This is a genomic window from Paenibacillus donghaensis, assembly GCF_002192415.1.
Taxonomy (GTDB): Bacteria; Bacillota; Bacilli; order Paenibacillales; family Paenibacillaceae; genus Paenibacillus_AQ; species Paenibacillus_AQ donghaensis.
In genome coordinates this window covers 3,184,073-3,210,245 of sequence record NZ_CP021780.1, presented here as the reverse complement: position 1 = coordinate 3,210,245, position 26,173 = coordinate 3,184,073, and the positions used below count along the sequence as shown (strand labels likewise).

26 protein-coding genes, 2 pseudogenes and 1 riboswitch are annotated in these 26,173 nt (G+C 51.2%); of the genes and pseudogenes, 20 read left to right on the top strand and 8 right to left on the bottom strand.

Features of this window, described 5'->3' with window-relative positions:
- Window position 1 precedes the first annotated feature (1 nt).
- Together B9T62_RS40265 and B9T62_RS13830 are read left to right on the top strand one after the other, a co-directional pair.
- Window positions 2-208 carry a hypothetical protein gene (locus B9T62_RS40265; RefSeq protein WP_087915783.1) on the top strand — a complete coding sequence of 69 codons (207 nt, stop codon included), beginning with the start codon at window positions 2-4 and terminating at the stop codon, window positions 206-208.
- 3 nt (window positions 209-211) lie between these two features.
- The gene (locus B9T62_RS13830; protein ID WP_087915782.1) at window positions 212-616 is read left to right on the top strand and encodes a hypothetical protein; all 405 of its coding nucleotides are present in this window, start codon (window positions 212-214) and stop codon (window positions 614-616) included.
- Here B9T62_RS13830 and B9T62_RS13825 read toward each other — a convergent pair.
- Both B9T62_RS13825 and B9T62_RS13820 read right to left on the bottom strand, forming a co-directional pair.
- Window positions 613-1,953: an outer membrane protein assembly factor BamB family protein gene (locus tag B9T62_RS13825; RefSeq protein ID WP_087915781.1), complete on the bottom strand. Its 1,341-nt coding sequence runs from the start codon at window positions 1,951-1,953 to the stop codon at window positions 613-615. The two genes, B9T62_RS13830 and B9T62_RS13825, sit on opposite strands and share 4 nt — an antisense overlap.
- A gap of 209 nt (window positions 1,954-2,162) precedes the next feature.
- On the bottom strand, window positions 2,163-3,356 hold the full coding sequence (locus B9T62_RS13820; protein WP_087915780.1) for an MFS transporter: 1,194 nt from the start codon (window positions 3,354-3,356) through the stop codon (window positions 2,163-2,165).
- A 150-nt stretch (window positions 3,357-3,506) separates the two neighbouring features.
- Between B9T62_RS13820 and B9T62_RS13815 the strand changes: the two genes are divergently transcribed.
- Window positions 3,507-4,085, top strand: a complete 579-nt coding sequence (locus B9T62_RS13815; RefSeq protein WP_087915779.1) for a TetR/AcrR family transcriptional regulator — start codon at window positions 3,507-3,509, stop codon at window positions 4,083-4,085.
- 352 nt (window positions 4,086-4,437) lie between these two features.
- On the opposite strand, the gene B9T62_RS13810 is transcribed toward B9T62_RS13815, so the two are convergent.
- Window positions 4,438-5,388 carry an alpha/beta hydrolase gene (locus B9T62_RS13810; protein WP_087915778.1) on the bottom strand — a complete coding sequence of 317 codons (951 nt, stop codon included), beginning with the start codon at window positions 5,386-5,388 and terminating at the stop codon, window positions 4,438-4,440.
- Window positions 5,389-5,558: 170 nt separating this feature from the next.
- Here B9T62_RS13810 and B9T62_RS13805 point away from each other — a divergent pair, with 170 nt between their 5' ends.
- The gene (locus B9T62_RS13805) at window positions 5,559-6,878 is read left to right on the top strand and encodes a PQQ-binding-like beta-propeller repeat protein (RefSeq protein WP_157685601.1); all 1,320 of its coding nucleotides are present in this window, start codon (window positions 5,559-5,561) and stop codon (window positions 6,876-6,878) included.
- Between the two features lie 228 nt (window positions 6,879-7,106).
- Here the strand turns inward: B9T62_RS13805 and B9T62_RS13800 are convergent.
- Window positions 7,107-8,402: pseudogene (locus tag B9T62_RS13800) on the bottom strand (APC family permease).
- Window positions 8,403-8,527: 125 nt separating this feature from the next.
- Here B9T62_RS13800 and B9T62_RS13795 point away from each other — a divergent pair.
- The gene (locus B9T62_RS13795) at window positions 8,528-9,448 is read left to right on the top strand and encodes a LysR family transcriptional regulator (protein ID WP_087915775.1); all 921 of its coding nucleotides are present in this window, start codon (window positions 8,528-8,530) and stop codon (window positions 9,446-9,448) included.
- 125 nt (window positions 9,449-9,573) lie between these two features.
- Window positions 9,574-10,434 (top strand): tyrosine-type recombinase/integrase, encoded by an 861-nt coding sequence (locus tag B9T62_RS13790; RefSeq protein WP_245864596.1) that lies wholly within the window; start codon window positions 9,574-9,576, stop codon window positions 10,432-10,434.
- Between the two features lie 258 nt (window positions 10,435-10,692).
- Here B9T62_RS13790 and B9T62_RS13785 read toward each other — a convergent pair whose 3' ends face one another.
- Window positions 10,693-11,619, bottom strand: coding sequence for an L-lactate dehydrogenase (locus B9T62_RS13785; protein ID WP_087915773.1), 927 nt, complete (start codon window positions 11,617-11,619; stop codon window positions 10,693-10,695).
- Window positions 11,620-11,769: 150 nt separating this feature from the next.
- Between B9T62_RS13785 and B9T62_RS13780 the strand changes: the two genes are divergently transcribed.
- From B9T62_RS13780 to B9T62_RS39960, 4 genes are all read left to right on the top strand, one after another.
- Entirely contained in the window at window positions 11,770-12,396 is a 627-nt protein-coding gene (locus tag B9T62_RS13780; protein ID WP_087915772.1) for a LysE family translocator, read from the top strand.
- 37 nt (window positions 12,397-12,433) lie between these two features.
- Window positions 12,434-13,816 (top strand): branched-chain amino acid transporter BcaP, encoded by a 1,383-nt coding sequence (gene bcaP, locus B9T62_RS13775; protein WP_087915771.1) that lies wholly within the window; start codon window positions 12,434-12,436, stop codon window positions 13,814-13,816.
- 26 nt (window positions 13,817-13,842) lie between these two features.
- A complete protein-coding gene (locus B9T62_RS13770; protein ID WP_087915770.1) occupies window positions 13,843-15,135 on the top strand; it encodes a WD40/YVTN/BNR-like repeat-containing protein in 1,293 nt (430 codons plus the stop codon).
- 280 nt (window positions 15,136-15,415) lie between these two features.
- Window positions 15,416-15,592: a hypothetical protein gene (locus tag B9T62_RS39960; protein ID WP_169834378.1), complete on the top strand. Its 177-nt coding sequence runs from the start codon at window positions 15,416-15,418 to the stop codon at window positions 15,590-15,592.
- Window positions 15,593-15,770: 178 nt separating this feature from the next.
- Here the strand turns inward: B9T62_RS39960 and B9T62_RS13765 are convergent, their stop codons facing one another.
- Genes B9T62_RS13765 through B9T62_RS13755 form a run of 3 tightly spaced genes read right to left on the bottom strand, consistent with a single transcriptional unit; the run spans window position 15,771 to window position 17,014 of the window.
- Window positions 15,771-16,268 carry a hypothetical protein gene (locus tag B9T62_RS13765; RefSeq protein WP_087915769.1) on the bottom strand — a complete coding sequence of 166 codons (498 nt, stop codon included), beginning with the start codon at window positions 16,266-16,268 and terminating at the stop codon, window positions 15,771-15,773.
- A 51-nt stretch (window positions 16,269-16,319) separates the two neighbouring features.
- Window positions 16,320-16,640: an ATP-binding cassette domain-containing protein gene (locus B9T62_RS13760; RefSeq protein WP_087915768.1), complete on the bottom strand. Its 321-nt coding sequence runs from the start codon at window positions 16,638-16,640 to the stop codon at window positions 16,320-16,322.
- Complete coding sequence (locus B9T62_RS13755; RefSeq protein WP_087915767.1) at window positions 16,637-17,014, bottom strand: GntR family transcriptional regulator; 378 nt, start codon at window positions 17,012-17,014, stop codon at window positions 16,637-16,639. The genes B9T62_RS13760 and B9T62_RS13755 overlap by 4 nt, the downstream gene beginning before the upstream one ends.
- A 231-nt stretch (window positions 17,015-17,245) precedes the next feature.
- Here B9T62_RS13755 and B9T62_RS13750 point away from each other — a divergent pair, with 231 nt between their 5' ends.
- From B9T62_RS13750 to B9T62_RS13710, 10 genes and pseudogenes are all read left to right on the top strand, one after another.
- Window positions 17,246-17,641, top strand: coding sequence for a DUF2500 domain-containing protein (locus B9T62_RS13750; protein ID WP_087915766.1), 396 nt, complete (start codon window positions 17,246-17,248; stop codon window positions 17,639-17,641).
- 159 nt (window positions 17,642-17,800) lie between these two features.
- Window positions 17,801-17,881 (top strand): annotated as a pseudogene (locus B9T62_RS40715) (3-ketoacyl-ACP reductase); the annotation flags it as partial.
- A 133-nt stretch (window positions 17,882-18,014) separates the two neighbouring features.
- On the top strand, window positions 18,015-18,437 hold the full coding sequence (locus tag B9T62_RS13745) for a cell wall hydrolase (RefSeq protein ID WP_087915765.1): 423 nt from the start codon (window positions 18,015-18,017) through the stop codon (window positions 18,435-18,437).
- Window positions 18,438-18,567: 130 nt separating this feature from the next.
- Window positions 18,568-19,074 carry a spore coat protein GerQ gene (gene gerQ / locus B9T62_RS13740; RefSeq protein ID WP_087915764.1) on the top strand — a complete coding sequence of 169 codons (507 nt, stop codon included), beginning with the start codon at window positions 18,568-18,570 and terminating at the stop codon, window positions 19,072-19,074.
- Window positions 19,075-19,221: 147 nt separating this feature from the next.
- Window positions 19,222-19,443 (top strand): hypothetical protein, encoded by a 222-nt coding sequence (locus B9T62_RS13735; RefSeq protein WP_087915763.1) that lies wholly within the window; start codon window positions 19,222-19,224, stop codon window positions 19,441-19,443.
- A gap of 299 nt (window positions 19,444-19,742) precedes the next feature.
- Complete coding sequence (locus B9T62_RS13730) at window positions 19,743-21,059, top strand: hemolysin family protein (RefSeq protein WP_087915762.1); 1,317 nt, start codon at window positions 19,743-19,745, stop codon at window positions 21,057-21,059.
- Between the two features lie 210 nt (window positions 21,060-21,269).
- Window positions 21,270-22,001, top strand: a complete 732-nt coding sequence (locus B9T62_RS13725) for a DsbA family protein (RefSeq protein ID WP_087915761.1) — start codon at window positions 21,270-21,272, stop codon at window positions 21,999-22,001.
- Complete coding sequence (locus B9T62_RS13720; RefSeq protein WP_087915760.1) at window positions 21,998-22,465, top strand: disulfide oxidoreductase; 468 nt, start codon at window positions 21,998-22,000, stop codon at window positions 22,463-22,465. Before B9T62_RS13725 ends, B9T62_RS13720 begins: the two co-directional genes overlap by 4 nt.
- 203 nt (window positions 22,466-22,668) lie before the next feature.
- A riboswitch (cyclic di-AMP (ydaO/yuaA leader) is annotated at window positions 22,669-22,826 on the top strand.
- 125 nt (window positions 22,827-22,951) lie between these two features.
- Window positions 22,952-24,769 carry an APC family permease gene (locus tag B9T62_RS13715; RefSeq protein ID WP_087915759.1) on the top strand — a complete coding sequence of 606 codons (1,818 nt, stop codon included), beginning with the start codon at window positions 22,952-22,954 and terminating at the stop codon, window positions 24,767-24,769.
- A 330-nt stretch (window positions 24,770-25,099) separates the two neighbouring features.
- On the top strand, window positions 25,100-26,125 hold the full coding sequence (locus B9T62_RS13710; protein WP_087915758.1) for an iron-hydroxamate ABC transporter substrate-binding protein: 1,026 nt from the start codon (window positions 25,100-25,102) through the stop codon (window positions 26,123-26,125).
- Window positions 26,126-26,173: the final 48 nt, after the last annotated feature.

Sequence of the window (26,173 nt, the reverse complement as noted above, 5' to 3'; positions counted from 1 at the left end):
AATGTTGAAGTTGCTGGTGGTTAACAAAGAGCTGAATATCGGTGCGGTTAAGGTTATTTCCATTTCAGGCTCTTCTGTATTTCTGGTGGGTGATACCCAAACCATTGATTGTTCGTCTGTTCATAACAGTGGGGTGAATATTGTTGCCGATTCGACAAGTGGGAAACCTGCAGATGCCGGATCGGCAAACTCCATCAAAGAGGGGTAAAACATGCGGAATCTGGCGGTCAGTAGCGTGTTTATCGGTGACTTATCCTACGGCTCCCTATTTATCTGCGGCACATCGGCTGAACTCCGGTCCAACTATACCGGAATAAAGGTAAGCGGACCGGATGGCATACAGCAACAACAGGCAGACGACGTGGATGAGTCTGGACCTAATAGTAGAACTACCTCCGCTGAACCGTTCGCAACAGCTGTTACATCACGGGCAGACCATGCAGCACTTGCGGAAGAGGTAGAGCTGTCGATCGCTTCGGCGGAATCTTGGATCAGGCTGGAAGCAATTAGAATCCTTTCTGTTTCAGACGCGGCCGTGTTTCAGCTTGGGGACGGCAGCCGGATTAAGTTAAGCAGTGTGACATCGACCTCGGGATACCGGCAAACTGCTGATTAACTCCTCAGATCTGCCGGAAGCTCGAACGCAAACAGACCTTGATCCGTCTGCAGTAGAACGGTTTCTTGTTCAACCCAGATCTCCCCGTATTCTGACGCGCCCGTGTTCAAGGCGCCGAGAAATGAGCCATTTGCTGCATGGGTGATCACGAAGCTGCCATCCTCATAGCCGGCGAATAGGCCTTGGCCAATAACAGTAAGCTTGATCACCTGGCTATGATTTGGTGTTGTTACGGATACGGTGCTGTCGTCTGCTATGTTAACGGCTGTAAGCTGCGTGCCTTTCTGGAAAAAAGCCTTCCCTTGCACCGGGCCCGCCACCCAGGAGCCAAACGTTTCATAGCTTTTGGACGGGACTCCGCTGCTTGGCGCAAGCTTTATCCGTTTCAGCTCGTATACCGAATCCTCCACATGACTGTCCGTACTGTAGATGTAACCCCCTTGAAAAGAAGTATACACATGGTTAAGCCCGTTAATATCTTGCAGCGGCTCGTAATCAGTGGGTTTGCTGATTGTGCCTGTTGCGATGTTGAGGGTAACCAGGGTCAGCAGTGGACCTGGAACGGGGGTATTATCAGTTGCCGGAGTGACGAATTCGGGCTGCTGCCGCAACATGAGCTTCCCATTTGCGGCTGAAACCAGCGAATAACGGCCTTCAATCCTCCATGATACTTTACCTGTAGCAGGGTCCAGTCCAAAAAATTGGTTACGGATATTGTCTACAGTGCTGGAAACGAGCAACTTTCCGTTTTTCAGACCAATATAGTCGCTGACATACATGGGTAGTGATTTGTTGTGCCAGATTTCAGTACCGGTGACTGCGTTGTGGGCTGAGATTCCGCCGCTTTCATTGATTACATAGATCGTATTCTTCTCCAAATAGGCATGTGCACCGATCTCAATCGGCGCTTGAGCGACCTTCACCTTCCAGATCAGCTTGCCGCTCCAAGCATCCAGTTTAACCAGATTACCATCAGAGGTGATGCAAATGACGGAGTTGGCCGTAACGATTTCCGGATGTGTGCCCTTCGGATATGTCCATTTGACATGGCCTGAAGTGATCTCGGCGGCCTGAAGGTTACCGTGTTCCGAATAATAGACAAGCTCGCCAGTGGCAGGGGTAACAGCATCGTACAGCCCGGTTCCATCAGTCTTAGCCTGCCATTTCAGCTTCAACGGCTTGGCGGGGGACTGCTGTACCGAGGGGGAAGATGTGGGAGTAATGGTTGCCTGCGGGGCGGCCGCGGTTTGGTTATCCTGGAGGGAATAAACCGTTGTCCCGGCTATGACTAGGGAAGCGGCTAGCAAGGTGGTCAGCAGTGTTCTGGAACGTGTCATTCATTTCATCTCCTTGAAGGTCTTATACTCATTAGACCTATGTAGCGGAGATAAAGTTTCATTTGGTTGGAATAAAATTCTAATTAACGAAGAGATAATATTTAATTTAAATATAGTTAACATAACAATTAATATGTTAACTATATATCTTCTAGTAACCAGGCATCCGTTTCTCGCAGAAACGGATGCCGCCTCTTTCAGAGGACGGCTTAAGCCGTTTCTTTTTGTGTAAGGAAATACAGGAAAGCCAGCACAGGGAGCAACAGTCCAATTAATGTAGTTAAGCTCCAGCCGCCCTGGGCATACGACCAGCCTCCCAGGGAAGAGCCAACCGCTCCGCCGATGAAGAAGATGGACATAAACAGTCCGTTCAACCGGCCTCTGGCCTCATTGCCCAGTGTATAGATTGCCCGTTGTCCAAGCACCAGGTTGCCCGACACCGCCATATCCAGCATAATTGCGGTCAGTACAAGCAGACCGAGGGCTGTGGATGAATGGCTCTGGAAGAGGTAAGCCAGCAGGAAGGAGGCGGCGGCGATGATCATCGCCAGCCCTGTCAGAAGATTGGTCCAGCCCTTATCGGCCAGTCTTCCGGCGATCGGTGCTGCTATGGCTCCGCCCACTCCAGCCAGAGCAAACCAGGCAATGCCTTGCTGGGACAAGCCGTAATGATCGGCTAGCCGCAGCGGGACGGTCGTCCAGAACAGACTGAAGGAACCGAATAAGCTGGCTTGATAGAGGGCGCGGCGGCGCAGAACCGGTGTGCTTTTCAGCAGAGTTCCCAAGGAGGCGACAAGCTGGCCATAGTTCATTTCAGGAGTGGGCCGGCGTTTCGGCAGCGTGCGGGACAGCAGAAGTGTAAGTGCAGCAATGACAATGGCCGACAGGATGAAGATGGACTGCCAGCCCCAGAGGCTGGCCACGAAGCTTGCGACCGGACGGGCGAACATAATGCCCAGCAACAGCCCGCTCATTACGTTCCCCACCACACGGCCGCGCTGTTCTTCAGAAGCGAGGTAGGTAGCATATGGAACCAGAACCTGAGCGGCTACGGACCCCAGTCCGATGAATAAGGAAGCGGTCAGGAACAAGGCGGCATGGGGGGCGAAGGCTGCCGCAAGCAGTGCGGCGACCGAGGCGATCAGTGAAACCACAGTCAGCCGCCGGTTCTCGACAATATCGCTGAGCGGAACGATGAACAGCAGGCCGAGAACATACCCAAGCTGGGTGATGGTGACAATGAATCCGGCAGCAGAGGATGACAGCCCAGTAGCGGCGCTGATCGGACCTACCAGGGTTTGCGCATAATACAGATTGGCAACGATAAGACCGCAGGCGGCTGCGAGCAGAAAAGTAAGCCCCTGTGAAATTTGCTTTTGCTCTTTAGCCTGATTGGTGTGCATGATAATTCCTCCTTTAGCAATTAGTGAACGTTGTGTTCAGTATTTGATCCTCATATAATATACTGAACGTATCGTTTTGTAAATAGTCATTTTCATTTTTTTGTTAATTTAGTATAATGTACGTATCGTTTTCTAAGGGAGGTCATATAGATGAACGTAAAAAAAGGACGGCCGCGAAATCTGGAGTCCCAGCAATCCATCCTCAAAGCATCCTATGAGCTGTTGTTTGAAGAGGGGTTCGGAGCAGTTACCGTGGAAAAAATTGCCGAACGGGCCGGAGTCAGCAAAGCCACCATTTATAAATGGTGGCCCAACAAGGCAGCTGTGGTCATGGACGGGTTCCTCTCGGATGTCGCGGAACGGCTGCCATTGCCCGATACAGGTTCTGTGTTTCAGGACATCGTGAACCATGCCACGGTGCTGGTCCGTTATCTAACCAGCCGCGAAGGCAAGGTGCTGGCGGAATTAGCCGGGGAAGCCCAATTCGACCCTGGATTAGCCGAAGCTTACCGGAGCCGCTATTTCCAGCCGCGCCGCCGGGAAGCGGGCCAACTGCTGCAGCGGGGAATGGACAGAGGCGAGCTGCCGGCCAAGCTTGATATCGGCCTGAGTATTGATCTGATTTATGGGCCGATTTTCTACAGATTGTTATTGACGGGGGAACAGCTGGACGATGCTTATGTGCAGAGTCTGGTTCAGGCTGCGTTCGAAGGCTTTCGTTCGAAGTAAGCCGAGTGAGTTCGTATTCCACCAGCGCAAGGCGGCATATAGCACAAAGGGGTGTCCTAGCAGCCAGATGGCTAGCGGACACCCCTTTGTTTAAATATAAGAATTTATTGTTTCATGCCATCAATTATCCTTCTATTTCTTGCAGAAACGGATGCCTTAAAGCGATACGTAGTATCGCTGCTTCGGAAGCATACGCTTTGCAGAGGACAGCGAAGCCGTTTCTACTTGAAATATAAGAATTTATATGTTTCACACGATAACTTGTCCTTCTATTTCTCGCAGAAACGGTACCGTCCTTATAAAAGGACGGCGAAGCCGTTTCTACTTGCTTATGCGGATTACTTAGAGCCTTCTATTGCTTCAGCCATGAGGTGGCGAGCAGGAGGGCGCCTTTTTTGGCGTTGGTGTCGGCTAAAGTGTTCAGCATCACGAAATCGTGGATGATGCCCTGGAATCGCACCGCCGTAACAGTTACACCGGCTTCGCGCAGCTTGGCTGCGTATGCTTCACCTTCATCCCGCAAGACGTCGGCTTCACCTGTGATGACCAGGGCTTCAGGCAGACCCTTCAGCTGATCCAGGCTGGCGCGCAGCGGAGAGGCTGTAATCTGCGCCCGTTCCTCCGGGTCGGTTGTGTATTGATCCCAGAACCATTGCATCCCATCCCGCTGCAGAAAATATCCTTCGGCGAAATGCTCATACGATTCTGTATCGAAGGAAGCATCCGTCACCGGATAGAACAGCAGCTGCTTGGCAATCTTCGGCCCGCTGCGTTCCTTGGCCATCAGGGTAATGGCTGCCGCCATGTTGCCGCCGACACTGTCTCCGCCGACCGTCAGTTTGCTGTGATCAAGGCCATGCTTGCCGCCCTCTGCGGCGATCCAGGTCAGGACGGCATAAATCTCTTCAATTGCCGTTGGGTACTTGGCTTCCGGGGAGAGACTGTAATTCGGGAAGACTACAGCTGCTTCAGCGCCTACAGCCAGCTCACGGATCAGGCGGTCATGGGTATGGGCATTGCCAAACACCCAACCCGCCCCATGAATATAGAGAATAACAGGCAGGGAGGTGGAGGAGGAATTCGGCGGACGCACAATCCGAATGGATACCTCGCCTTTTGGCCCTCCCGGTACAGTAAGATCCTCCAGCTCGATTTCAGGTTTAGCTATATCTCCAGACTGCACCTGATCCACGGTTTCGCGTCCCTTCTCAGGTCCGAGGTCGGGCAGGAAGGGCGGTTTGGAGTTATCATCGGCGAATTTTTGTGCTGCTGGCTCCAGAATAACTTTAGTAGGTTTAGTCATATCGAATCGTCTCCTTTGTGTTATCATGATCCATTCGCTTCACTTCAATCCATAACCCGAATCGGACAAGCTGAAACGAAGCGGACCTCATATCCGACTCTACACAACGAAACTTTATCGGATGATTGGCGTCCAACTAGATAGATTCTATGAAAGGAAGTTTTTTACACATGACTATCCAACGTTTCCGCAGTGCAGCCCTCGCCGGGCTTGCCGTATTGCTGCTGTCTGTTCCAGTAGAAGCTGCAGGCATCAATCCTCACACTTCCTATATCGCCAACAACTGGGAGTCCTCTGTAAACACACCCGTTGTGAAACCACTGTGGAGTCTGGCGGTGGATAATCCCGTCATTAACGACTATCGCAATGATCCGGTCTTGGCGGTGATTGGCGGCAGCAAGGTATTTACACTGCAGAAGGGACAGCTGTTTGCGGTCAACAGTACTACAGGCACTACCTCCTGGAAAGCGGGAGCGCAGCTGGTTGGACCGCTGTTCTATGACCAGGACCGCGTCTATGCAAGCTCCACCAGCGGCGCGATCTATGCCTTTAATGCTTCAAGCGGGAAACGGGTCTGGACTTCCTCCGTTAAATTGAAGAATATTCAGCAGCTTCAGCTCAGCGGCAACCAGCTGTATGCCTATGCCGAAGGCAATCTGCATGCGTTCGGGGTTAAGGATGGCATTCGCAAGTGGACCGATGACTATGAGTACACAGTGAACGGGAATCTGTTATTTGCCGGTGATGTGATCCTTGCAGAAGGGGAGGAATCGGGCGCTTACACTTATAGTGTGCTGCATGCCTTTGACCGTAAGACCGGAAAAAGACTGTGGCATCAGATGAACTACGGTCTGCCGATTGCGGTGCAAGGGAATACCGTTGTCATCCAGAAGACGGCTACCTTGCTGGAAATGCAGCCGCTGACCACGCTGGATACGCTGGATCTGAAGACAGGCAAAGTTCTGAAGACTGTTAAATATAATCCGGAGAACATAGACCTGACCAAAGAAGATGTCCTAAGCAGCGGCGGAAGAGCGTGGATCAGCAATGACCGGATTTACATTAACAGCGGAGACAAGGTATACGGATATGACCTGACTGCGGACCCGGCAAAAGTTACACGGGACTCTTTTTTCGCTCAAGGTTCGGTCAACAAAGCGCAATTTGCGGCCGGGCCTGCTGATGACAGGCTGATTTTCTCTGACGGAGGTTCAGGGCTGTATGGAGTGAAGCTGGCGGATAAATCAACGATTAATTATTCCGGCCTGACCAATCCGATCGCCCGCTTCGATTTGATCGGCCATGGCATGTATGTAGCTCAGACGGATGGCAAGCTGGTAGCGATTCATCTGGTTACCGCCAAGCCGGTGCTGCAGCTGCAGACCGGGGCACGAGTATTTGGACAAACACTGTCCGTTAACGGCATGATCATCGTACAGGCTCAGGGTAAGCTGATTGCCTTCAAGGAGCCTGCGATGCTGAAGAAATAAGACTTTCACCGATTTAATTGCGAAAATACATCTAATTTCTCTGAAAGCTCCAGGGCAACACGCTAAATCCTTCCTGGGGCCTAAGAAGCTCCCACGATGCTTAGTCTTCTATGTTTATATCGAGAATTAAGTAGTAACTCACTGCTTAACAAAGAACCGCAGACAGGCTCGAATGATCGGGCCTGTCTGCGGTTCTTTGCTCTGCTCTTTTAGCCGAATGCAGCACTTCTAATGCAGGTCCATCCGCTGCAGCTCGGTTGTGCCGCGTTTGTTTCTGCTGCGGACGTAGACCGCGATTACGAATATCAGCGTAATCAGCAGCGGATAACCAATCGCCTAGCCGGTGAAAGGGAACACGGCCAGGGTGGCCACGAAGGAAATCCAGCTGATCGTTACGCCGAGCCTGCTATCCTTCAGCAGGCGGATTCCCGCTGCACAACCTGCGATATACGTCAGGATGAAGGTAGCGTTCGGGAACTGGATCAGTGTAGTCAGCGACATCAGTCTGCTGCCGTATAAGAACAAGACAGCGGAGAAGCAGATCACCAGGAATCCGATCCCGCCAACCGGTGTTTTGAACCGCGTGGAGATCGTGCCCATCCAGGCAGGCGCATAACCCTGGCGGGACAAGGCGTATGCCACCCTGGAGGCGGCTCCTGCATAAGCGATAATTGTTGCGGTGCAGATGAACAGACCTGTTACACCGGCGATGAATCCGCCCCACACGCCCAGCGGTTGGCTGATGATCCAGACCAGGGAAGCGCCGGAGCTGCTCTGGAGATAGCTCTGTGTGCCGACCGTTGCCAGTGCGGACAGGAAATACAGAACGCCTACGATGATAGCGGCAATGGTCACGCCTGTGACGGCGGCACGCTGCGGGTCCTTGAACTCCTCGGAGAGGTGAGACACGGCCTCCCAGCCGATGAAGCACCAGAACAGGATGGCCGCCGACTGGCCAATGCTCATCCAGCCATGGGGCATGAACGGAGTGAAGTGGCGCACCTCCATCAGCGGCAGGGCCGTGGCGAAGGAGAAGATCAGCACTGCCACAATAGCAAGCACGACGGCAATCTGGATTTTGCCTGCCAGCTGCATGCCGACCAGATTGGTGAGCAGACCCACTGCGAGCATGATAGCTGCCATCGTTATTCGCGCAGACTCGCCCCAGCCCACGGCCGCCGACATGTAGCCTGCACCTGTGAGTGCCGCGACCGGTCCGCCGATGGGTACAGACAGGAGGAAGAACCAGCCGACCAAAGCGCCTGCTTTGGGCCCGAAAGCCAGCGTAACGAAATGGGAGACTCCGCCGGCGTTCGGGAACCGGGCAGAGAGCAGACCCATGGACAAGGCCATAGGCAGAATCAGCAGCGTCATGAAACCCCAGGCCAGCAAGGAGGCCGGTCCTGCCATTTCCGCCGCCAGGCCAGGCACGATCAGTACACCTGAACCCAGAACAGCTCCGATATAGAGCGCAACCGCCTGTGGCATGCCAATATTTTTTTGTAATCCGGAAGATTCACTCATGTTGATATCCTGCTTTCCTTGTCATTTGTTATAGAGTAGCAGATAATAGACCTATTGGAAAAACGGAATTATCGAATGATATCCATTCAAAATACCGATGGTTCATCCGTCGTGAGGAGGCAGCTATGGAATCCCGCCATTTATTTACCTTTTTGGTCGTTGTGGAGATGGGCAGCTTCACCCGGGCCGCACAGAAGCTCGATTACGCCCAGTCCAGCATTACCGCCCAGATCCAGGCGCTTGAAGCGGAGCTGGGCCAGCCGCTGTTTGACCGGATCAGCAAAAAAATCACGCTTACCGACGCCGGACGCCGCCTGCTGCCCTATGCTCAGGAGATCGCCAAGATGTTCTCACTGGCCGAGGATGCGCTGCGCTCTGATAATGAATTATCCGGTACGCTGCGGATGGGTGCACCGGAATCACTCGCTGCTTTTCGCTTGCCGGGGATCATTAAGCAATTTCGAAGCTTGTACCCGCAGGTGCAGATTATTCTGAAGCCGGGCGCCTGCTGGGAGCTGACCGAATTCGTCCGTTCCGGGGAACTGGATCTCGCCTTTCTGCTGCAGCCGGAGACCGAGTATAAGGAGATGCATGTAGAGACGCTGGTGCACGAGAAGATGGCCCTGGTGGCGCCGCTTCACCATCCGCTGCTAGCGCTGGCTGAGGTTGAACCGCTTCATCTAAAGGGCGAAACCATCCTGCATACCGAATCCGGCTGCACCTACCGGACCCTGTTCGAGCGTCATCTCAACAGTCATGGCGTATTTCCAGATCCCAAGCTGGAATTCTGGAGTATTGAGGCGATCAAGCAATGTGTGATGGCGGGTCTCGGAATCTCATTCCTGCCGCTGGTAACCGTCAGCAGTGAGCTGGCTGAAGGCAAGCTGGCGAAACTGAACTGGAATGATGAATCGCAGCGTGTCGCCACCCAACTGGTATACCATCACAAGAAGTGGAAGTCTCCGGCACTCCGTGAATTTCTGTTGACCGTGGAGAGTCATGCGGCGGCATGGCGGGGGGAGACCGCAGCAGTACAGGGAAGTTAATATTGCCCTGATGTACAGCACGGAAATTATGGTACAATTGGTTGTCGTAAATTTAGGGAGGAGGCAGAGCTGTGGAGGACTGGAATGAGGATTATGAGGAAGCGCTGGATGCTTTTGTAATCTGGATGAAAGATGCCGGCTACACGTATTATACGCAGAAGTCATATTTGGCCGATGTGCGGCAGTTTCTGGATAGTCTGAACGGCAAAGAGCTGGGTGCGGTTAAGAAGCTGCATGTGGTATCCTTTCTGACCTCTGTCCGCGAACGTGGAGTAAGCGACGCCACCCGTAACCGCAAGCATGCTTCGGTGAACTGCTTCTTCAAGGCGTTGGCAGAGCTGGAGCTGTATACCGTCAATCCGGCAGCAGGAATCAAGAAATCCAAAACCGAAAAAAACCGCGAGCCGGTCTATCTGGATGAAAGTGATCTGCAGCGGTTTCTGTCTGCTGTAGACGGTAAATACAAGGACCGCAATCTGGCGCTGTTTATTCTTATGTCTTATATGGGGCTGCGGGTAGGGGAAGTCCACACGCTGAATCTCGGTGATTATAATGTAGAAAGACGGACACTCCGGGTGTTCGGCAAGGGCCGCAAATGGCGTAACGTGCCTGTACCGGAGGATATTACCCCTTTTCTGGACCGGGCGGTAGAAGAACGTCTAACTCCCTGGCGCGGGAAGGAAGAAGCCTTGTTTATCTCGCAAAAAGGGCGCAGGCTCTCCATTCGGGGGATTCAGCAGATCGCTACTGATACCTTCGCCCGCTTCCAGCAGGAGCTGCCGGAAGCCCAGCGACGCGCTTATTCCAGCCATAAGCTGCGGCACTCCTTCGCCACGATGCTGCTGCGCAAAGGGGCCGATCTGCGCACCGTTCAGGAGCTGCTGGGGCACTCCTCCATTCAAACCACAACCGTGTATACACATATTACCAGCCGTGAGAAGGAAGAAGCGATGTCCAGACTGCAAATTCGGATGCCGCAGCTATGAGTGTGCTTTTTGAGGATGACAAGTTCGTTATGAGTTGCTAACATGAAAAGGGGTCGCGGTCATGAAGTTTAAAGTACGCTGGATGATGAAGAATACGAAGAGAGTGAAATCAAGAAATTCCTTGATACCGGCTGCTGGACAAGAAATGGACGGCGGATGATGAGGGCGGCTGGGAGGAGTAGGCAGGCCGGGGATAACTGGTTGTAGAATATAAATAATACCGCCAAACCAAGGTTTGGCGGCAGCTGATGTTGTTATTTATAACTCAAGCTTGGCGATTTCCGATTTCAGCTTCTCCGCTGATTTCTGGAATAAAGCTTGTTCATCCTCGCTGAGCGGAAGATCGAGCACTTCACGCACCCCGGAACGGTCAACGATAGACGGAGCACCCAGGAACACATCGGAAACACCATTATAATTGTTCAGCAATGTGGATACGTTAAGCACGGCGCCTTCATTATGCAGAATAGAGACGACGATCCGGTCCAGTGCCAGCGCAATCGCGTATGAAGTTGAGCCTTTGGCGTCAATAATCTCATATGCGGCATTTTTGGTGTCTTCGAAGATATCCTTCTTCTCCGCTTCATCGAAGCCTAAGTCAATCCCGGCCACGTTGGCAAGACTCCACACCGGCAGCTCGGAATCACCATGCTCCCCAATGATTTGCCCATGAATACTGCGCGGGTCTATTTCTTTATGCAGGCCGATCAAGTATCTGAAGCGGGCACTGTCCAGAACAGTCCCTGAACCGATTACACGTCTGCGGTCGAAGCCGCTGATCTTCAGTGTTGCATAAGCCAGGATATCAACCGGGTTCGTGGCTATCAGCAGGATAGCGTGTTGGTTGTATTTCGTGATTTGTTTGATGATGTCCTTGAAGATGGAGATATTCTTGCGCAGAAGATCGATCCGGGTCTCGCCTGGTTTCTGAGATGCGCCGGCGGTTACGATAATGATATCCGCTTCCCGGCAATCTTCATAAGTTCCAGCCCATAACTTCACACCGCCTACAAAAGGCATGCCGTGGTTCATATCCAGCGCTTCACCGAGCGCCTTCTGGTGATTCACGTCAATTAAGACCAGCTCTTGCATGCGTCTGCGCAGCAAAAGCGTATAGGCAGTTGTGGTGCCGACTGCACCGGTGCCGATTACTACGACACGATTGGGCTTGAATGGGGGGGCCATTAGTACATCTCCTCCAGATTTCGAATTTTTTGTGTCCAATCCTATCCATCATAAGCTTTACCCATATTGTTTTCAAGCTTGAGGCTTTTAATCCATTACCCCATTAAGGGGTAGGCTAATAATGGAATTTGCGGAAGGAGAGAGCGATTGATGTTAAGCATGTCCACACTTATGTTGTTTACAGGGGCAGCGGTGCTGCTGATTCTGATTCCCGGGCCGGATCTGATCTTTGCCGTTACCCAAGGCATCACGAACGGGCGGAAGGCGGGCATCTACACTGCTGCAGGTCTCGCGCTGGGCAATACCGTACATACGATAGCCGCTGCTCTGGGCCTCTCGATTCTGGTGAAGACCTCTCCCGTACTGTTCACTGTCTTTAAGATAGCAGGGGCAGTGTATCTGTTCACCCTTGCCTATAAGTCATTGAAGCACCGTAAATCGGCGCTTAAGCTGACTCCTGGCGAGAGAACGAACGAAGGCGCGCTGCTGCGGCGCGGGCTGATTATGAACATTCTCAATCCGAAGGTCGCGATCTTCTTTCTGACCTTTCTGCCGCAGTTTGTGAATTATGAATATGGATATGTGCCAATCCAAATGCTGCTATTGGGAGCGATATTTATTGCTTTAACAGCACTTATTTTTGGCTTATTCGCCTATTTTGCCGGTGTACTCAGTGGCAGACTTCTGGAGAAGCCCCGGTTCCAGGAAGGGGCGAACCTTGCGGCGGGAATTATTTTTACGGGACTTGGAGTCGGCCTGTTGACCACCTCACCCTGACCATTAGACAATATAACCTCGACAGGAGCGTTTATGGATGGATTTATTTCGTAAAAAACAACTCAGCTCAACTGCAGCTGCTACCGGCAGCACGCTGAACAAGACGCTGGGTGCCCTGGATTTAACGATGCTTGGAGTAGGGGCGATCATCGGTACAGGGATCTTTGTCATGACCGGCGTTGCGGCTGCCGAGCATGCTGGTCCGGCACTCGTAATATCTTTTATTATCGCCGGATTCGCCTGCGTGCTATCAGCGCTGTGTTATTCTGAATTTGCTTCAACCCTTCCCGTTTCAGGCAGTGCCTACGCCTATAGTTATGTGGCCTTTGGCGAATTGCTGGCCTGGGTGCTCGGCTGGGATCTGGTGCTTGAATATGGAGTGGCTGCGGCTGCGGTCTCCAGCGGCTGGTCGGGATATTTCCAGGGTCTACTGGAAGGGCTGGGCATTCATTTGCCGACTGCGTTGTCAGGGGCGTATAATGCGGACAAAGGCACGATCATCAATCTGCCGGCTGTAGTCATTATTGTGCTGATTTCCTACCTGCTTACCAGAGGGATCAAGGAAACCGCCCGCTTCAATTCCATTATGGTTGTGATCAAGCTCTCTGTGGTTGTATTGTTTATCGTTACAGGTGTATTCTATGTGAAACCGGATAACTGGACGCCGTTTATGCCATTTGGCTTCAATGGCATTGTGAATGGAGCGGCTACCGTATTTTTTGCCTACATAGGCTTTGATGCGATTTCAACGGCTGCTGAAGAGGTCAAACGTCCGCAGCGGGATCTGCCGATTGGAATTATCTCTTCATTAGCTGTCTGTACAGTGCTCTACATTGTGGTATCTCTGGTGTTAACGGGGATCGTGCCTTTTCAGAACCTGAATGTGAGTGATCCGGTTTCGTTTGCGCTGCGTTATGTAGACCAGAATATGATTGCCGGTCTCATTTCGGTCGGAGCGATTGCCGGAATGACCACGGTACTGCTCGTGTTGCTGTTTGGTCAGACCCGCCTGCTGTTCGCCATCTCGCGTGATGGTCTGCTGCCACAGGCCTTGTCGAAGATTAATGCCAAGACCCAGACACCTGTGCGCAGCACCTGGATGGTCGGCGGCATTATTGCCGTGTTTACCGGCTTCATACCGCTCGACCGGCTGGCTAATCTGACCAGCATCGGAACGCTGTTTGCTTTTCTGGTCGTATCGCTTGGGGTTATTGCCTTACGCCGTACGCATCCAACATTGAAGCGGGGCTTCACTGTCCCTTGGGTGCCGTTGATCCCGCTGCTCAGCGCAGCCACTTGCGGTTATCTAATGTACTACTTGGGAAGAGAAACCTGGATCGGGTTCTTTATCTGGATGGCTATTGGCCTCCTGATCTACTTCCTGTACGGTTACCGCAGTAGTAATCTTAATAAGAAATAATCCGGAATCCGAAGGGAGCGCGAGTGTTGCCAGCAAAGACATCTGTCCTGAAGATTATGTTCATAGGTTGTATGGTGATTCTATCCGCCGTAATGCTTTCGGCTTGCTCTGCGCCTCCGCAGGAGCCTTCTCCCCCGCCGCAGTTGACAGAAGCGCCTGAGGAGGAAGGTCAGACGATTACGCTCATTACGCCGGATGCGCAGAATCTGGACAACCTGGATAGCACCAAATATCAGATCCAGACCAGGCTTACCGAATTCCACCTCCTCAGCGAGACGGAGGGGCTGGCCTGGGGCGTTACGAAGAATGAACTGCGTCTCTACGTTACAGGAGACAACGGCAGGACCTGGGCCAATATTTCCCCTGCCCCTACCGTCCAGTTTCTGGCGAATCCGGTGTACGGCAAAGAGATTTTTTTTACGGATAAGTATAACGGCTGGATTGTCAGAAGTGCCTATGGGAAGACAGAGGCCATTGTTCTGCGTACGCAGGATGGAGGAGAGACCTGGAAGGTCTCCAGCCTGGGTGATAGCAATGCGATATCGTCGATCTACTTCAGCTCCAGCACCGATGGTTGGATTATGACCACATGGGATGCGACCTCCAATAAGGAGAGCAAGGCCCTTTATGCTACACATGACGGCGGAGCGACCTGGACTGCCGTGATGCAGAATGAGATCTATAATCCGAACAATCCGAATCAGGCGATTCCGATGGCTGGAGTGATTACCGGGATGCTGTTCAAGGATGTCTCCAACGGGTTTGTAACCTTGCAGACCGGCGCTCTGCCTAAGCAGTACCGGACGAAGGACGGGGGGAACACCTGGCGCTCCGGTGCAACCTTTCTGGTGAACAACCGGCTGGACGCCTGTGACCGGGTGATCACCGGGGAGCCGGTATTCTTCAGCGGCAGCAGCAAGAATGGCTGGATGGAGGTCGGCTGCCAGATGGATAAGGACAGCCGCATCACATACCATGGCTACTTCACCGCCAACAGTGGAGAGACTTGGAAGTTTGCTCCATTCGGCTTCAAGAGCCGTACTGGCGTGAACCGGCATCTCCCGCCTACGTTTCTGGACTTGATGCAAGGCTGGGTGCTTGACGGGAATCTGCTCTATGAGACGCTGGATCAGGGGAGAACCTGGAATGAGCTTCCGGTAAGCACTGTGCTGCAGACGAAACTTCAGGAATACCCAGAGGTCGTCAAGCTGCAGTTCTTCTCGGCAGAAGTCGGCTGGCTGCTGATCGAGAAAAGAGAGGACCGGCGTTCCATTCTGCTGCAGACCACTAATGGTGGAGTCAGCTGGCGGGTCATCTGATAGAGTTCCAGTGAAGGCTGCCCTTGGGCAGCCTTTTATTTATTGGGAAGGAGAGGCTTGAGCTGATAAGTCCGCAAGGCTAATAAGCCGGAAATCGGTAAAATAAGGGCTCTTCGGTCCGCAGTGTTCAGCGATCTAATATTGCTGAAAATCTTATTTAAAATTTTCTTTATAAATGTGAAAAAAATCACATGACAAACCGAAAATCATGTGATATATTTAACACATAGAACAAGTACATTATTTCACAAACTTTTATCCCGAAGAGGAGAGATTAATAATGAACACTTTCGAAACGGATTATATGACAAGAAACCTGCTGCAATTATGCTATAACTGTGCTGACGCTCACCTGTGTGAAACGGAAGAACAATGCAGAGCCTGCTGGGCTGAAAGTGGTATGATGCCTGAAGAAACCAACGAAACCAAGCAATTTCTCGACCTCGTTCATGCTTAGTTTGTCCGTATATAGCAACACATAAAGACCACATTCCTCTCCAAGAGAAGATGTGGTCTTTCTATTTCTCGCAGAAACGGATACCTGAAAGGGATACGTAGTATCGCTGCTTCGGAAGCATACGCTTTATTGAGGACGGTGAAGCCGTTTCTTCTTGTGCTTTCATACTATCCACCTGTTACTTTACTTTAATGCGAACCCGGCGGGTAACCTGCTTAATCCTCCAGAAGGCAGCAGCCGTTAGGCATGCGGTGACCAATAAATAGACGTAAGGAGGCACATTCACCAGCTTGCCTGAATGAAGCAACTCTACCGGAACGGTGACGAAGAAGAGCAGCACCAGGGCGAACGCCAGATCCAGCAGTCCAAGCGCTGCATCATACCGGTAGAATCCCGCACCAATTAACCAGCCGCCGGTATAATACACCAGTATGGTAAACATGGTTGCCAGCAGACTTCCCAGCCAGGAGCTGGTATCCGGCCAAATCGCAGGCGGCTCCACGGAATGAAACAACTGCTCTACCAGCGTAATTAGTCCGGCAGAGAGGGGCAGCATGATGATCGAAATGGCCAGAGCAGAGAGTAAACCTCCGCTGAAATAATGCTTGCGGGTCACCCCAAGCTTCACATAATTTGTAAGAAAGCCTGATACAGAAATATATCCGATAATCAGCATATAGATTCTTAATGGACGGAATACAAGCTCAGGAAACTATCATGCGCGGACTTATCGAGACCATCGATTAAACACAGAACGACATATATTGTCAGCATGAAAAATAGATACACGGCGGTTTGTTTTATGCACAAAGGCTACCTGCGACATCCACACGGGATGCTCAAAAGGCTCTTCGCCGTCAAAAGTAACCTTGCCAGCATCAGGCTCAATATAGGATGCCAGCAAAGATAGCAGAGTGGTTTTGCCTGCGCCGTTCCGGCCAATCAGGCCATAGATTTTGCCTGCCTCAATCATGAGGCTAAGGTCATGAAGTACGGTCTGCTGACGATACCGCACGGATACTTGCTCCAGCTTAATATCGAAGCTCATTCGGGGTCACTTCCTTTATATTGCTCTATCAGCATAATCATTTCTTGGGTTGAGATACCCAGCTTTCCGGCCTCTTCCAGCATCGGCTGAACATATTCGCTGGCAAACAGCTGTTTGCGCTGCTCCAGCAGCAGTTCCTTCGCGTGTTCGGCTACAAACATTCCGACCCCTCTTTTCTTGTAAATAATCTCAGCATCCAGCAGCAGATTGATTCCCTTGGACACGGTAAGATGGTTGATCTTATAGAAGCTTACCAGCTGGGTTGTGGATGGAATCTGGTCGTGCTCCTTCAATTGGCCATTCACAATCTGGTCCTCTATACGTTCCTTGATCTGCATAAAAATAGGCTTTTTGTCATCGAATGAGGAATTCACCGGTTAATCACCACCTGACCCACTCCTTTTGTTATATGGTTATATAGTTATGTATATAACCATGCAGGATGAACTACGGTTTGGCAATCGATAATTATTCCTTTTTTTCGTACAACTTATGATGCTGACCTGAAGAAATGGGGCATATACATGTACAGAAGCACCGGCATGCCAAGAAGAATAGATTGATAATGTATAGGCTGAATACCGGGGAATAAGGAGGAATCCGTCATGGGAATGGGCCCGGATCTTTCATGGATGTTTGATTTTGCCGGGACGGTGCTGCCGATTTTTTTCATTGTGATGCTGGGGATCGCTGCAATTACTGCAGGCAAAGGCTTGCTCCGGTGGAGCCGGAACAACAGCTCTCCCGTCAAGTCGGTCTCTGCCCGCATCGTCAGCAAGCGCAGTGAACTGCGGCAGCAATCACAGGATGAGTCCGGGGCAAGCCGCGCAAGCACGGCCTATTATCTGACCTATGAGCTGGAGGGAGGCCTGCGGATGGAATTCAAGGTAGAGGGCAGTGAATACGGTATGAGTGCGGAAGGCGACAACGGTGTATTAAACTATCAGGGAACCCGTTATCACGGTTTCGAACGCCACATCCGTTACTCCACTGCCGAATAAATAAATACAGCTGACAGTTCCCCTTGTTTCCGTTTCGTGAAACAAGGGGATATTTTATATAGATAAGATCTTGGACAGGAGGGTGAATAAGAATGAGATACAAACAGAAGACGGTCGTCGTTACCGGAGCCGGACAAGGCATAGGCAGGGCGGTGGCCTGACCCGGACAATGATTTCGTCACCGGTGTGCAGCTGGTTGTTGACGGAGGCATGACACGTAAGATGATATACGAGCCTTAAGGTGAACGATCGAGTGAAAGAGACCTGCTGATTTTATCTGGGCGGCTGTCACCTCTTGGGCGGATGCACATACAATACAGCATGCAGTTGAGAAGAGATTGCTTCAAGCAAGCAGTCACAAGGAGGCGACAGTGTGGCCGTCATTAAGGCGAATTCGGAAGAAGTGAAGGTGCTTGCGCGGCTGATGCGGGCGGAAGCGGAAGAGGATGGAGAGTCCGGCATGCTCATGGTCGGCAATGTAGGGGTGAACCGGATTCTGGGCAACTGCCTGGATTTCAAAAACATCCGCAACATGAATGATATGGTCTTCCAGAGTCCGGGTGGATTCGAAGCTACGCAGAAAGGCTACTTCTATCAGGGAGCCCGGGATAAGGATATCCGTCTCGCCCGACGGGTCATTGCGGGCGAGCGGACCTGGCCGGCATCCAATGCGCTGTGGTTCTTCCGGCCTGTGGGTGGTTGTCCGGCAACCTGGTACAACCAGCAGAACACCGGCCGTTTCAAAGCCCACTGCTTCTTCACGCCAACTGCGGGCGATTGTCCAGCCGTCTACTAGCGAGGGATCGTTTCAGAGAAGGCAAGGGCCGCTGCCGAGTAGCCGCCCTTGCCGCGGCAAATCTTAAGCTCTGTCAGCAGCAGACTTTAGCGGAGCGAAGCTCCGCGCAACTATTAGGAGGTCTTTATCGATGATTACTCAACCTTACCGCCCCGTTACTTACACCATCGGCAGTGTTTCTTCCGGCATGTACGAGAACCAGGGAATGAAAGGCATGCAGGGGATGCCGGCTATCCAGCCCATGCAGGGAATGCAGGGAATGCCTGCTATGACTGGGATGCAGGGAATGCCGCCCCAGGTGAGCAGCGGAAGTCCGATGACACCGACGGGAGCCGTGATTCCTACGACTACGCCTGTTTTTGAGCAGTCGTATATCGAGAACATTTTCCGGCTCAACCTTGGAAAGGTAGGCACATTCTATTACACTTATGAGAACAACAAGGATTGGAACGCGAAGGTTTATAAAGGAGTGCTGGAGGCCGCCGGTCGTGACCATATCATTATCAGTGATCCTGTAACCGGACAACGCACGGTCCTGCTTATGATCTATTTCGACTATGCTACCTTTGATGAACCGCTGCTCTATCAATACCCCGGCGTGATCGGCAATCCCGTCACTGCCCGCAACTACCGCTAAGGCGGCCTTGCCCGGCTGACATAAGAGCAATTCGCAGACACATAGCACTAGACCTCCGCAGATGATGGCGGGGGTTTTTGCTTTTTTCTATTCATTAGACAACCTGATTGAAGCATATGGGTTACATAACAGGGATGGAGGTGGATCATGAAAGGAAGGCGTCAACACAATCAGGAATTTAGAGTCTATGTGATCACCACAGGAGATATCTTGCGGTTTATTGTGCTGGATATCGTAATTGGAACCATGACCTACTCCATAAGCATGAAATTATTTCATAACGTTATCCTGGCAAGCGCAGGCGGGTGGGCAGGCACAGAAGGTCTGAAACGACTAACTGCCGCATCTTGGCTGAGATTCCATAAATAAATATACATAAACCTGCCCGCAGCCAGAGAACTGGAAGCGCCAGGATTGACGGGGAGGGTCTTTAAGATTTAACATATATGTAATGTAAATCATTTTTTTATACTTGTTCGCATCTGTTTTTATATGCTAAGTAATACTATAATAAAGTAAATATTCATACTCGTACTCTGGTTAGGAGCTGAAGGCATTGGGAAATTGATACGGAAAGGACTCACAGCCGCTTGGCCCAGTGAAATTCTGAACAAACGAAGGAGGTGGGCCTATCCGCCCGATGTGGAAACGGTGGATAGGAGTATACATTGAGTGACCCTTTACCCGGTATATTACACGTTTCTTTAATTATTGTGTTAGTGCTGTTGAATGGCTTTTTTGTTTCGGTAGAGTATGCGATGGTGAAAGTACGCAGCGGTCGTATTGATTCCCTGATTGAGGAAGGCAGTAAACGTGCATTGGCAGCAAGACATATCGTGCATAACCTGGATGCTTATTTATCGGCTTGCCAGCTTGGCATTACGCTGGCTTCCCTTGCACTTGGCTGGCTGGGGGAACCGGCGATAGCCACACTGATCGGACCTGCACTGGTCAGCTTGGGATTTGGCCCGACTGCAGTTTATGTAGTTTCTCTGATCATCGCCTTTATGTTCATTACGGTGCTGCACATTGTGCTTGGCGAACTCGCGCCGAAGACCATTGCTGTGAATAAGGCGGAAGCCGTGCTTCTGCTAACTTCAGCGCCCATGAATATATTCTACAGACTGATGTATCCCTGTATCTGGTTCGTTAACGGGCTGGCCCGCGGGCTGCTGCGGATCTTCCGTCTGGCCCCGGCTTCAGAGCTGGCAACGGCGCATACCGAAGAAGAGATCCGCATCCTGATGCAGGAGAGCAACAAAAGCGGATTAATTGACAACATCGAGATGACGCTGGTCGATAATATCTTTGAATTTGTAGATACGATGGCGCGGGAGATTATGATTCCCCGTACCGAAATGATCTGCCTGAATAATCATTTATCTGCAGAGGAGAATCTGGAGGTTGCCTTTGAGGGCATGCGGACGCGTTATCCGGTCTGCAATGGGGATAAGGACCACATCCTTGGGTTCATTCATATCAAGGATCTGATCCGCGACAGCGCGCCCAATTACCAGAAGCTGATCCGGCCGATCCTCACAGTCCCTGAATCGATTCAGATCAGTGCGCTGCTGAAGGTGATGCAGCGGGCGAAGACACAGATCGCCATTCTGATCGATGAATATGGCGGAACGTCCGGCATGGTCACGCTGGAGGATATTATGGAGGAGATTGTCGGTGAAATCCAGGATGAGTTCGACGAAGAACGTCCCGGTGTCGAGAAATTGGCCGATGAAGCTTACTCTGTCGACGGGCTGATGCTGATTGAGGAGATCAACAGTCTCCTTGGCCTGAATCTGGACACGGATGACTATGATACTCTTGGCGGGTGGTTGTACTCCAAGCTGGAGGTTAACCCTCCGCATCCGGGTCAAACCGCAGAATATGACGGGCAGCTGTTCGTAGTCGAAGAGGTGGACAACAAACGCATCTCCCGGATCAAGGTGCTGAGAGCGCAGATTATGGCGGAAGAGGCCGGAGCCTAACTGAACTTCTTTCTAGCAATTAGTGGTAACCGAAGCGTGGTGTTGTCTATGGACACCGCGCTTTTTGCTGTGAATAAGGGGCGGTGCCTTGTCACAGCATGGTTTGCCAGTTTGATTCTTTAATTATATAATTCTAAAATGTACAGAATTCTTATAATTCTTATATATGATTAAATTTCTCCGTCCGCTAAGGACAGAAAGGAACCATCCTTGAGCAAAACAAAAAAACCACAAGTCCAGGCTCCTCAAAAGAGCAAACAGGAGATCCGCCGAGCCCAGCAGGAGCAGGCTAAGCAAAAAACGAGGCTGCTCATTATCGGTTCAGTGGCCGTTGTAGTCATACTCTTTGTAGCCCTCTTCATGCTTACCTCTAGGGACAAGGTAACCAGCTTCAATTATGATGAGATGCCGCGGCTCGGCAGTGCGGATGCGCCGGTCAAGATTGTCGAGTTCGGCGATTACAAATGTCCGGCCTGTTCCCAATTTGCCGGTCTGATTAAACCTCAGCTTGTCCAGGATTATATTGATCAAGGCAAGGCATCCTTCCATTTCGTGAACATGGCCTTCATTGCTACCGATTCGACAACAGCCTCCTTGGCAGCCTTGTCTGTCTATCATCAGGACAACGAAGCCTTCTGGAAGTATTATGACGCCCTCTATGCCAATCAGGGAGCAGAGGATGTGGAGTGGGCTACTGCGGATTATCTGGTTGAGCTTGCCAAGCAGCTGGATCTGGGAATTGATCTGGAGCTGCTGCGCAAAGACATTGATGAGCATACCTACGTGGATGAACTGGACAGAGATATTGAGCTGGCCAAAGACAAAAAAGTTTCCTCTACCCCAACATTATTTATCAACGGAGTGAAGAGCGATAAGGCGTTTGATGCAGCCGCGCTGTCAGCCCAGATTGATGCCGCCCTGGAGAAGGCGGGAACGAAGTGAAGAGCTTCAGTTCCTTCTGCCGCCGCAATGCGCTCTATCTGGCCTGGTTCGTCTCGCTGGTTGCTGTAGCCGGCAGCCTGTACCTCAGTGAGGTGCTGAAATACGAGCCCTGCAAGCTGTGCTGGTTCCAGCGGATCTTTATGTATCCGCAATTGTTTCTGCTGGGCATCGCTACATACCGGGGGGACAAGCGGATTATCCCTTACGTGCTGCCGCTGAGTATTATTGGCGGCAGTATCTCACTGTATCATTATGCAGAGCAGAAAATCCCTGCCCTCAGTGAGGTGCTTCCCTGCACCATCGGTGTTCCCTGCAACCAGGATTATCTGAATCTGTGGGGATTTGTAACCATTCCGCTGCTGGCCCTGATCGCCTTCACTCTGATCACGATTTTGCTGTTGATGGGACGCAAGAGCGATCACGTGGAAACGGATGATAATTCTGAACAATTGATGAATGATTAAGCGAATATTTTTAGTTAAAATTGCAGTCGTTTCCCTAGAAAAACACGGGCCGAAGGGCTAATGAAAGATAATGAAAGAGAATGAAAGAGAGTAACCTACAGGATGATCTATTTGCTCCTTTTGGTACTTTTTTCATTCTTTTTTCATTTATTTCTCCGCTTTACGGAAGGCGGGTTGTAGACTAATATTAGACCTTGTGAGAAGTTGAATATGCGCTGAATTTTCCGCAAGGGAAAACGGGGGAACCACACTTGGCCACAAGGGCCAAAGGGGTGAATCGCAAAGGTCTAGAGGACCGGACCGTAGGGCTACCACAGCCCGAATCCGCCAGCTAACCTCGTAAGCAAAGGTGGGATAATGACCATGCCGTAAGCATGCGGATCATTTCCGTAGGCTTATTTTTGTGCCTGAATTTATGAAATCCACCAATGAAAAGTGCGCGCGGTAACACCGTTTCAACTCACCAAGAGAGGAACTGTTTCTACAATGGTAAGCAAGGTAAAGCGACTATTGATCGGGCGTCCGATGAAGTCGAACGAACTCGATCATGAAAAGTTATCCAAGGTTAAAGCTCTGGCTGTTCTGTCCTCAGACGCACTCTCGTCAGTGGCGTATGGTACGGAACAAATTCTGATTGTGCTGGTAGCGGCAGGCTTCACAGCTATCTGGTACTCGTTGCCCATTGCTATAGCCGTATTGGGCCTGCTGGCTATCCTGATCTTCTCCTACCGGCAGACGATCTTCGCCTATCCGCAGGGCGGGGGCGCCTACATTGTCGCCAAAAACAATCTGGGGATTCCCACAGGCCTGCTGGCCGGAGGCTCGCTATTGGTGGACTATATTCTGACGGTTGCGGTAAGTGCTTCGGCGGGGACGGATGCGATCACCTCGGCTTTTCCAAGCCTGCATAACCATACGGTGCTGATCGCAGTGACGGTTATCCTGCTGCTGACGATCATGAACCTGCGCGGTGTTACCGAATCGGCCTCTTTCATTGCTATTCCTGTATATTTGTTTGTTGTGTCCATCTTTGTATTGATTATCTCCGGTGTGTTTAAATATTTGACCGGTGGTGCCCATGCCGACGTGCCCGAGATTGGGGCTGCGGTGTCCAACGTCAGTCTGTTCCTGCTCTTGAAGGCGTTCAGCTCCGGCTGTTCGGCGCTTACGGGTGTGGAGGCGATGTCCAATGCGATCCCCAACTTCAAAGCACCTGCGGAGAAAAATGCCGCCAAAACGCTGATGATTATGGGAGCCATTCTGGGGCTGATGTTCACCGGGATCACCTTGCTGGCTTACTGGTACGGTATCATGCCGAATGAGAAGTCTACCGTGATCTCACAGATTACCGAATCCACCTTCGGGCGTGGTGCTTTGTATTTCTTCATTCAAGCGATTACTGCGGTAATCCTGTTCCTGGCGGCCAATACAGCCTACTCGGCGTTTCCGCTGCTGGCCTTTATGTTTGCGAAGGATAAATATATGCCGCATGCCTTCATGGTGCGCGGGGACCGGCTGGGCTTCTCTAACGGGATTATTTTCCTCGGTGTGTTGTCTGCGCTGCTGGTGGCCGCTTTTCACGGAAATACTGAAGGGCTGATTCCCTTGTACGCGGTTGGAGTGTTCATTCCCTTCACATTGTCACAGCTGGGGATGATGGTCCATTGGTACAAAAAGAAGCCGAAAGGCTGGCAGCAAAAATTCGTCGTGAACACAATCGGCATGCTGACGACCTTGACGATTACACTTATCTTTATTATCACCAAGTTCTCCAGTGTCTGGGTGGCCTTCATCTTCCTGCCCGCTGTCATGTTCGTGTTCTACCGCATCCACAGCCACTATATGAATACGGCAGATGAGCTGCGGATCTGTCCAGCTACCGATAAGCCGATGATTAAGGGCAGTACGGTAGTAGTTCCTGTTGCGGGTGTGACCCGTGCGGTGCTTCATTCCATCAGTTACGCCAAATCGCTGACGGAGAATGTAGTTGCAGTCTATGTAGGCTTTGATGAGGAAGAGATCTGCAAAATGGAGCAGAAGTGGGAGGAGTGGAACCCCGGCGTCCGGCTGATTGTGCTTCGTTCACGGTACCGCAGTATTCTGCGCCCGCTGGTGAAGTTCATCGACACCGTGGAATGGAAGACAGCGACCACCGACCACATTACGATTCTGATCCCGCAGTTTATCACCAAACACTGGTGGCAGGCAGTGCTGCATAATCAGACCAGCTTGTTTATCCGCTCCTATCTGATGAACCAGAAGGACATTGTGGTCGCAACCGTGCCTTATCATTTACACAAGTAGAAACGGCTACGCCGTCCTTTTGAAGGACGGGGCGTTTCAGCGAGAAATAGAAGGACAATTTATAGCGTGAAACATATAAATTCTTATATTTCAAATAAATCGTTCCTGATTGGCGTTAAGGCGGTCTCCTGAAGTAGGGAGCACCGCCTTTTTCTCTTCTTATGAAGGGAAATATGCAGCCATAGATGAAAGATGAAATTTTGTTTTATGCAAATTTATTAATTTTTATGTTGACATAGATAATGAGAATCAATATCATTTAAGAAAGTGAAGCGGAGGACAACCAACCTTTGACTGACCATGGATGTAAATAAATAGGAGGGGTACTTAATGTTTTTGATTAATAAAAAGGGATCGGCCAGCACTAAGGTAGCGATTACAGCGCTGTTGACAGCCATGCTGTTCTTATCCGCTTGCGGGAATAACAACGCCGGGAATGCAGCTAATGCGGGGGCTACAACGGCTCCAACGGCCGCAGCAGCGACAGAAGCTCCAGCAGCTACGGAAGCTCCAGCCGCTGAGCCTCGGACAGTAACTGATGCGATGGGGCATGAAGTGACCATCCCGGCTAACCCGCAGCGGGTGTTGGGCTCTTATCTGGAGGATTATCTGGTAACGCTTGACGTGACCCCGGTCGCACAATGGTCCATTACTAAGGGTGTTCAGGATTATTTATCCACAGAGCTTAAGGATATTCCTGCTATCAGCTACGATCTTCCGCTGGAGGCAGTTACCAGCTTCACTCCGGATTTCATTCTGATCCAATCGGAAGCCCAGGTGCAGAACGGCCTCTATGATCAATTAAGCAAGATTGCCCCTACCTATGTGCTTGGAGATGAGCTGAACAATGACTGGCGTAAGCAACTGCTTAAGATTGGCGAGCTGCTGAACAAGACAGCCGAGGCTGAGCAAGCGCTCAAGACATACGACGAGAAGGCTGCCGATGCCAAGGAGAAGCTACAAGCCTCCATTGGCGATGACTCTGTAGCCGTATTATGGCTGGCATCGAAGAGCTTCTTCATTGTAGATGCCACACGCAGCAGCGGGGCTGTCCTCTACAACGACCTTGGCGTGACTATGCCTAATCTGGTGACAGATATTCCGGAAGAGACCAGAACGAACTGGAACGCGATATCGCTGGAGAAGCTGTCTGAACTGACAGCGGACCATATCATTCTGGTGAACAGCGACAAGACCGAAGGTGCCGAGATCACGAACAGTGACATCTGGAAGGCGATCCCTGCCGTCAAGGCCGGCCATGTGCATGAGTTCAGCTCGAAGACCAGCTGGCTCTACAGTGGAGCCAATGCAGGCTCTAAGATCATTGATGATACGCTGGCCAGCTTGGTGAAATAAGAACACTGTAATGTGTGCAGGTCCAGTATCCCTGGTGGATATGAAGAC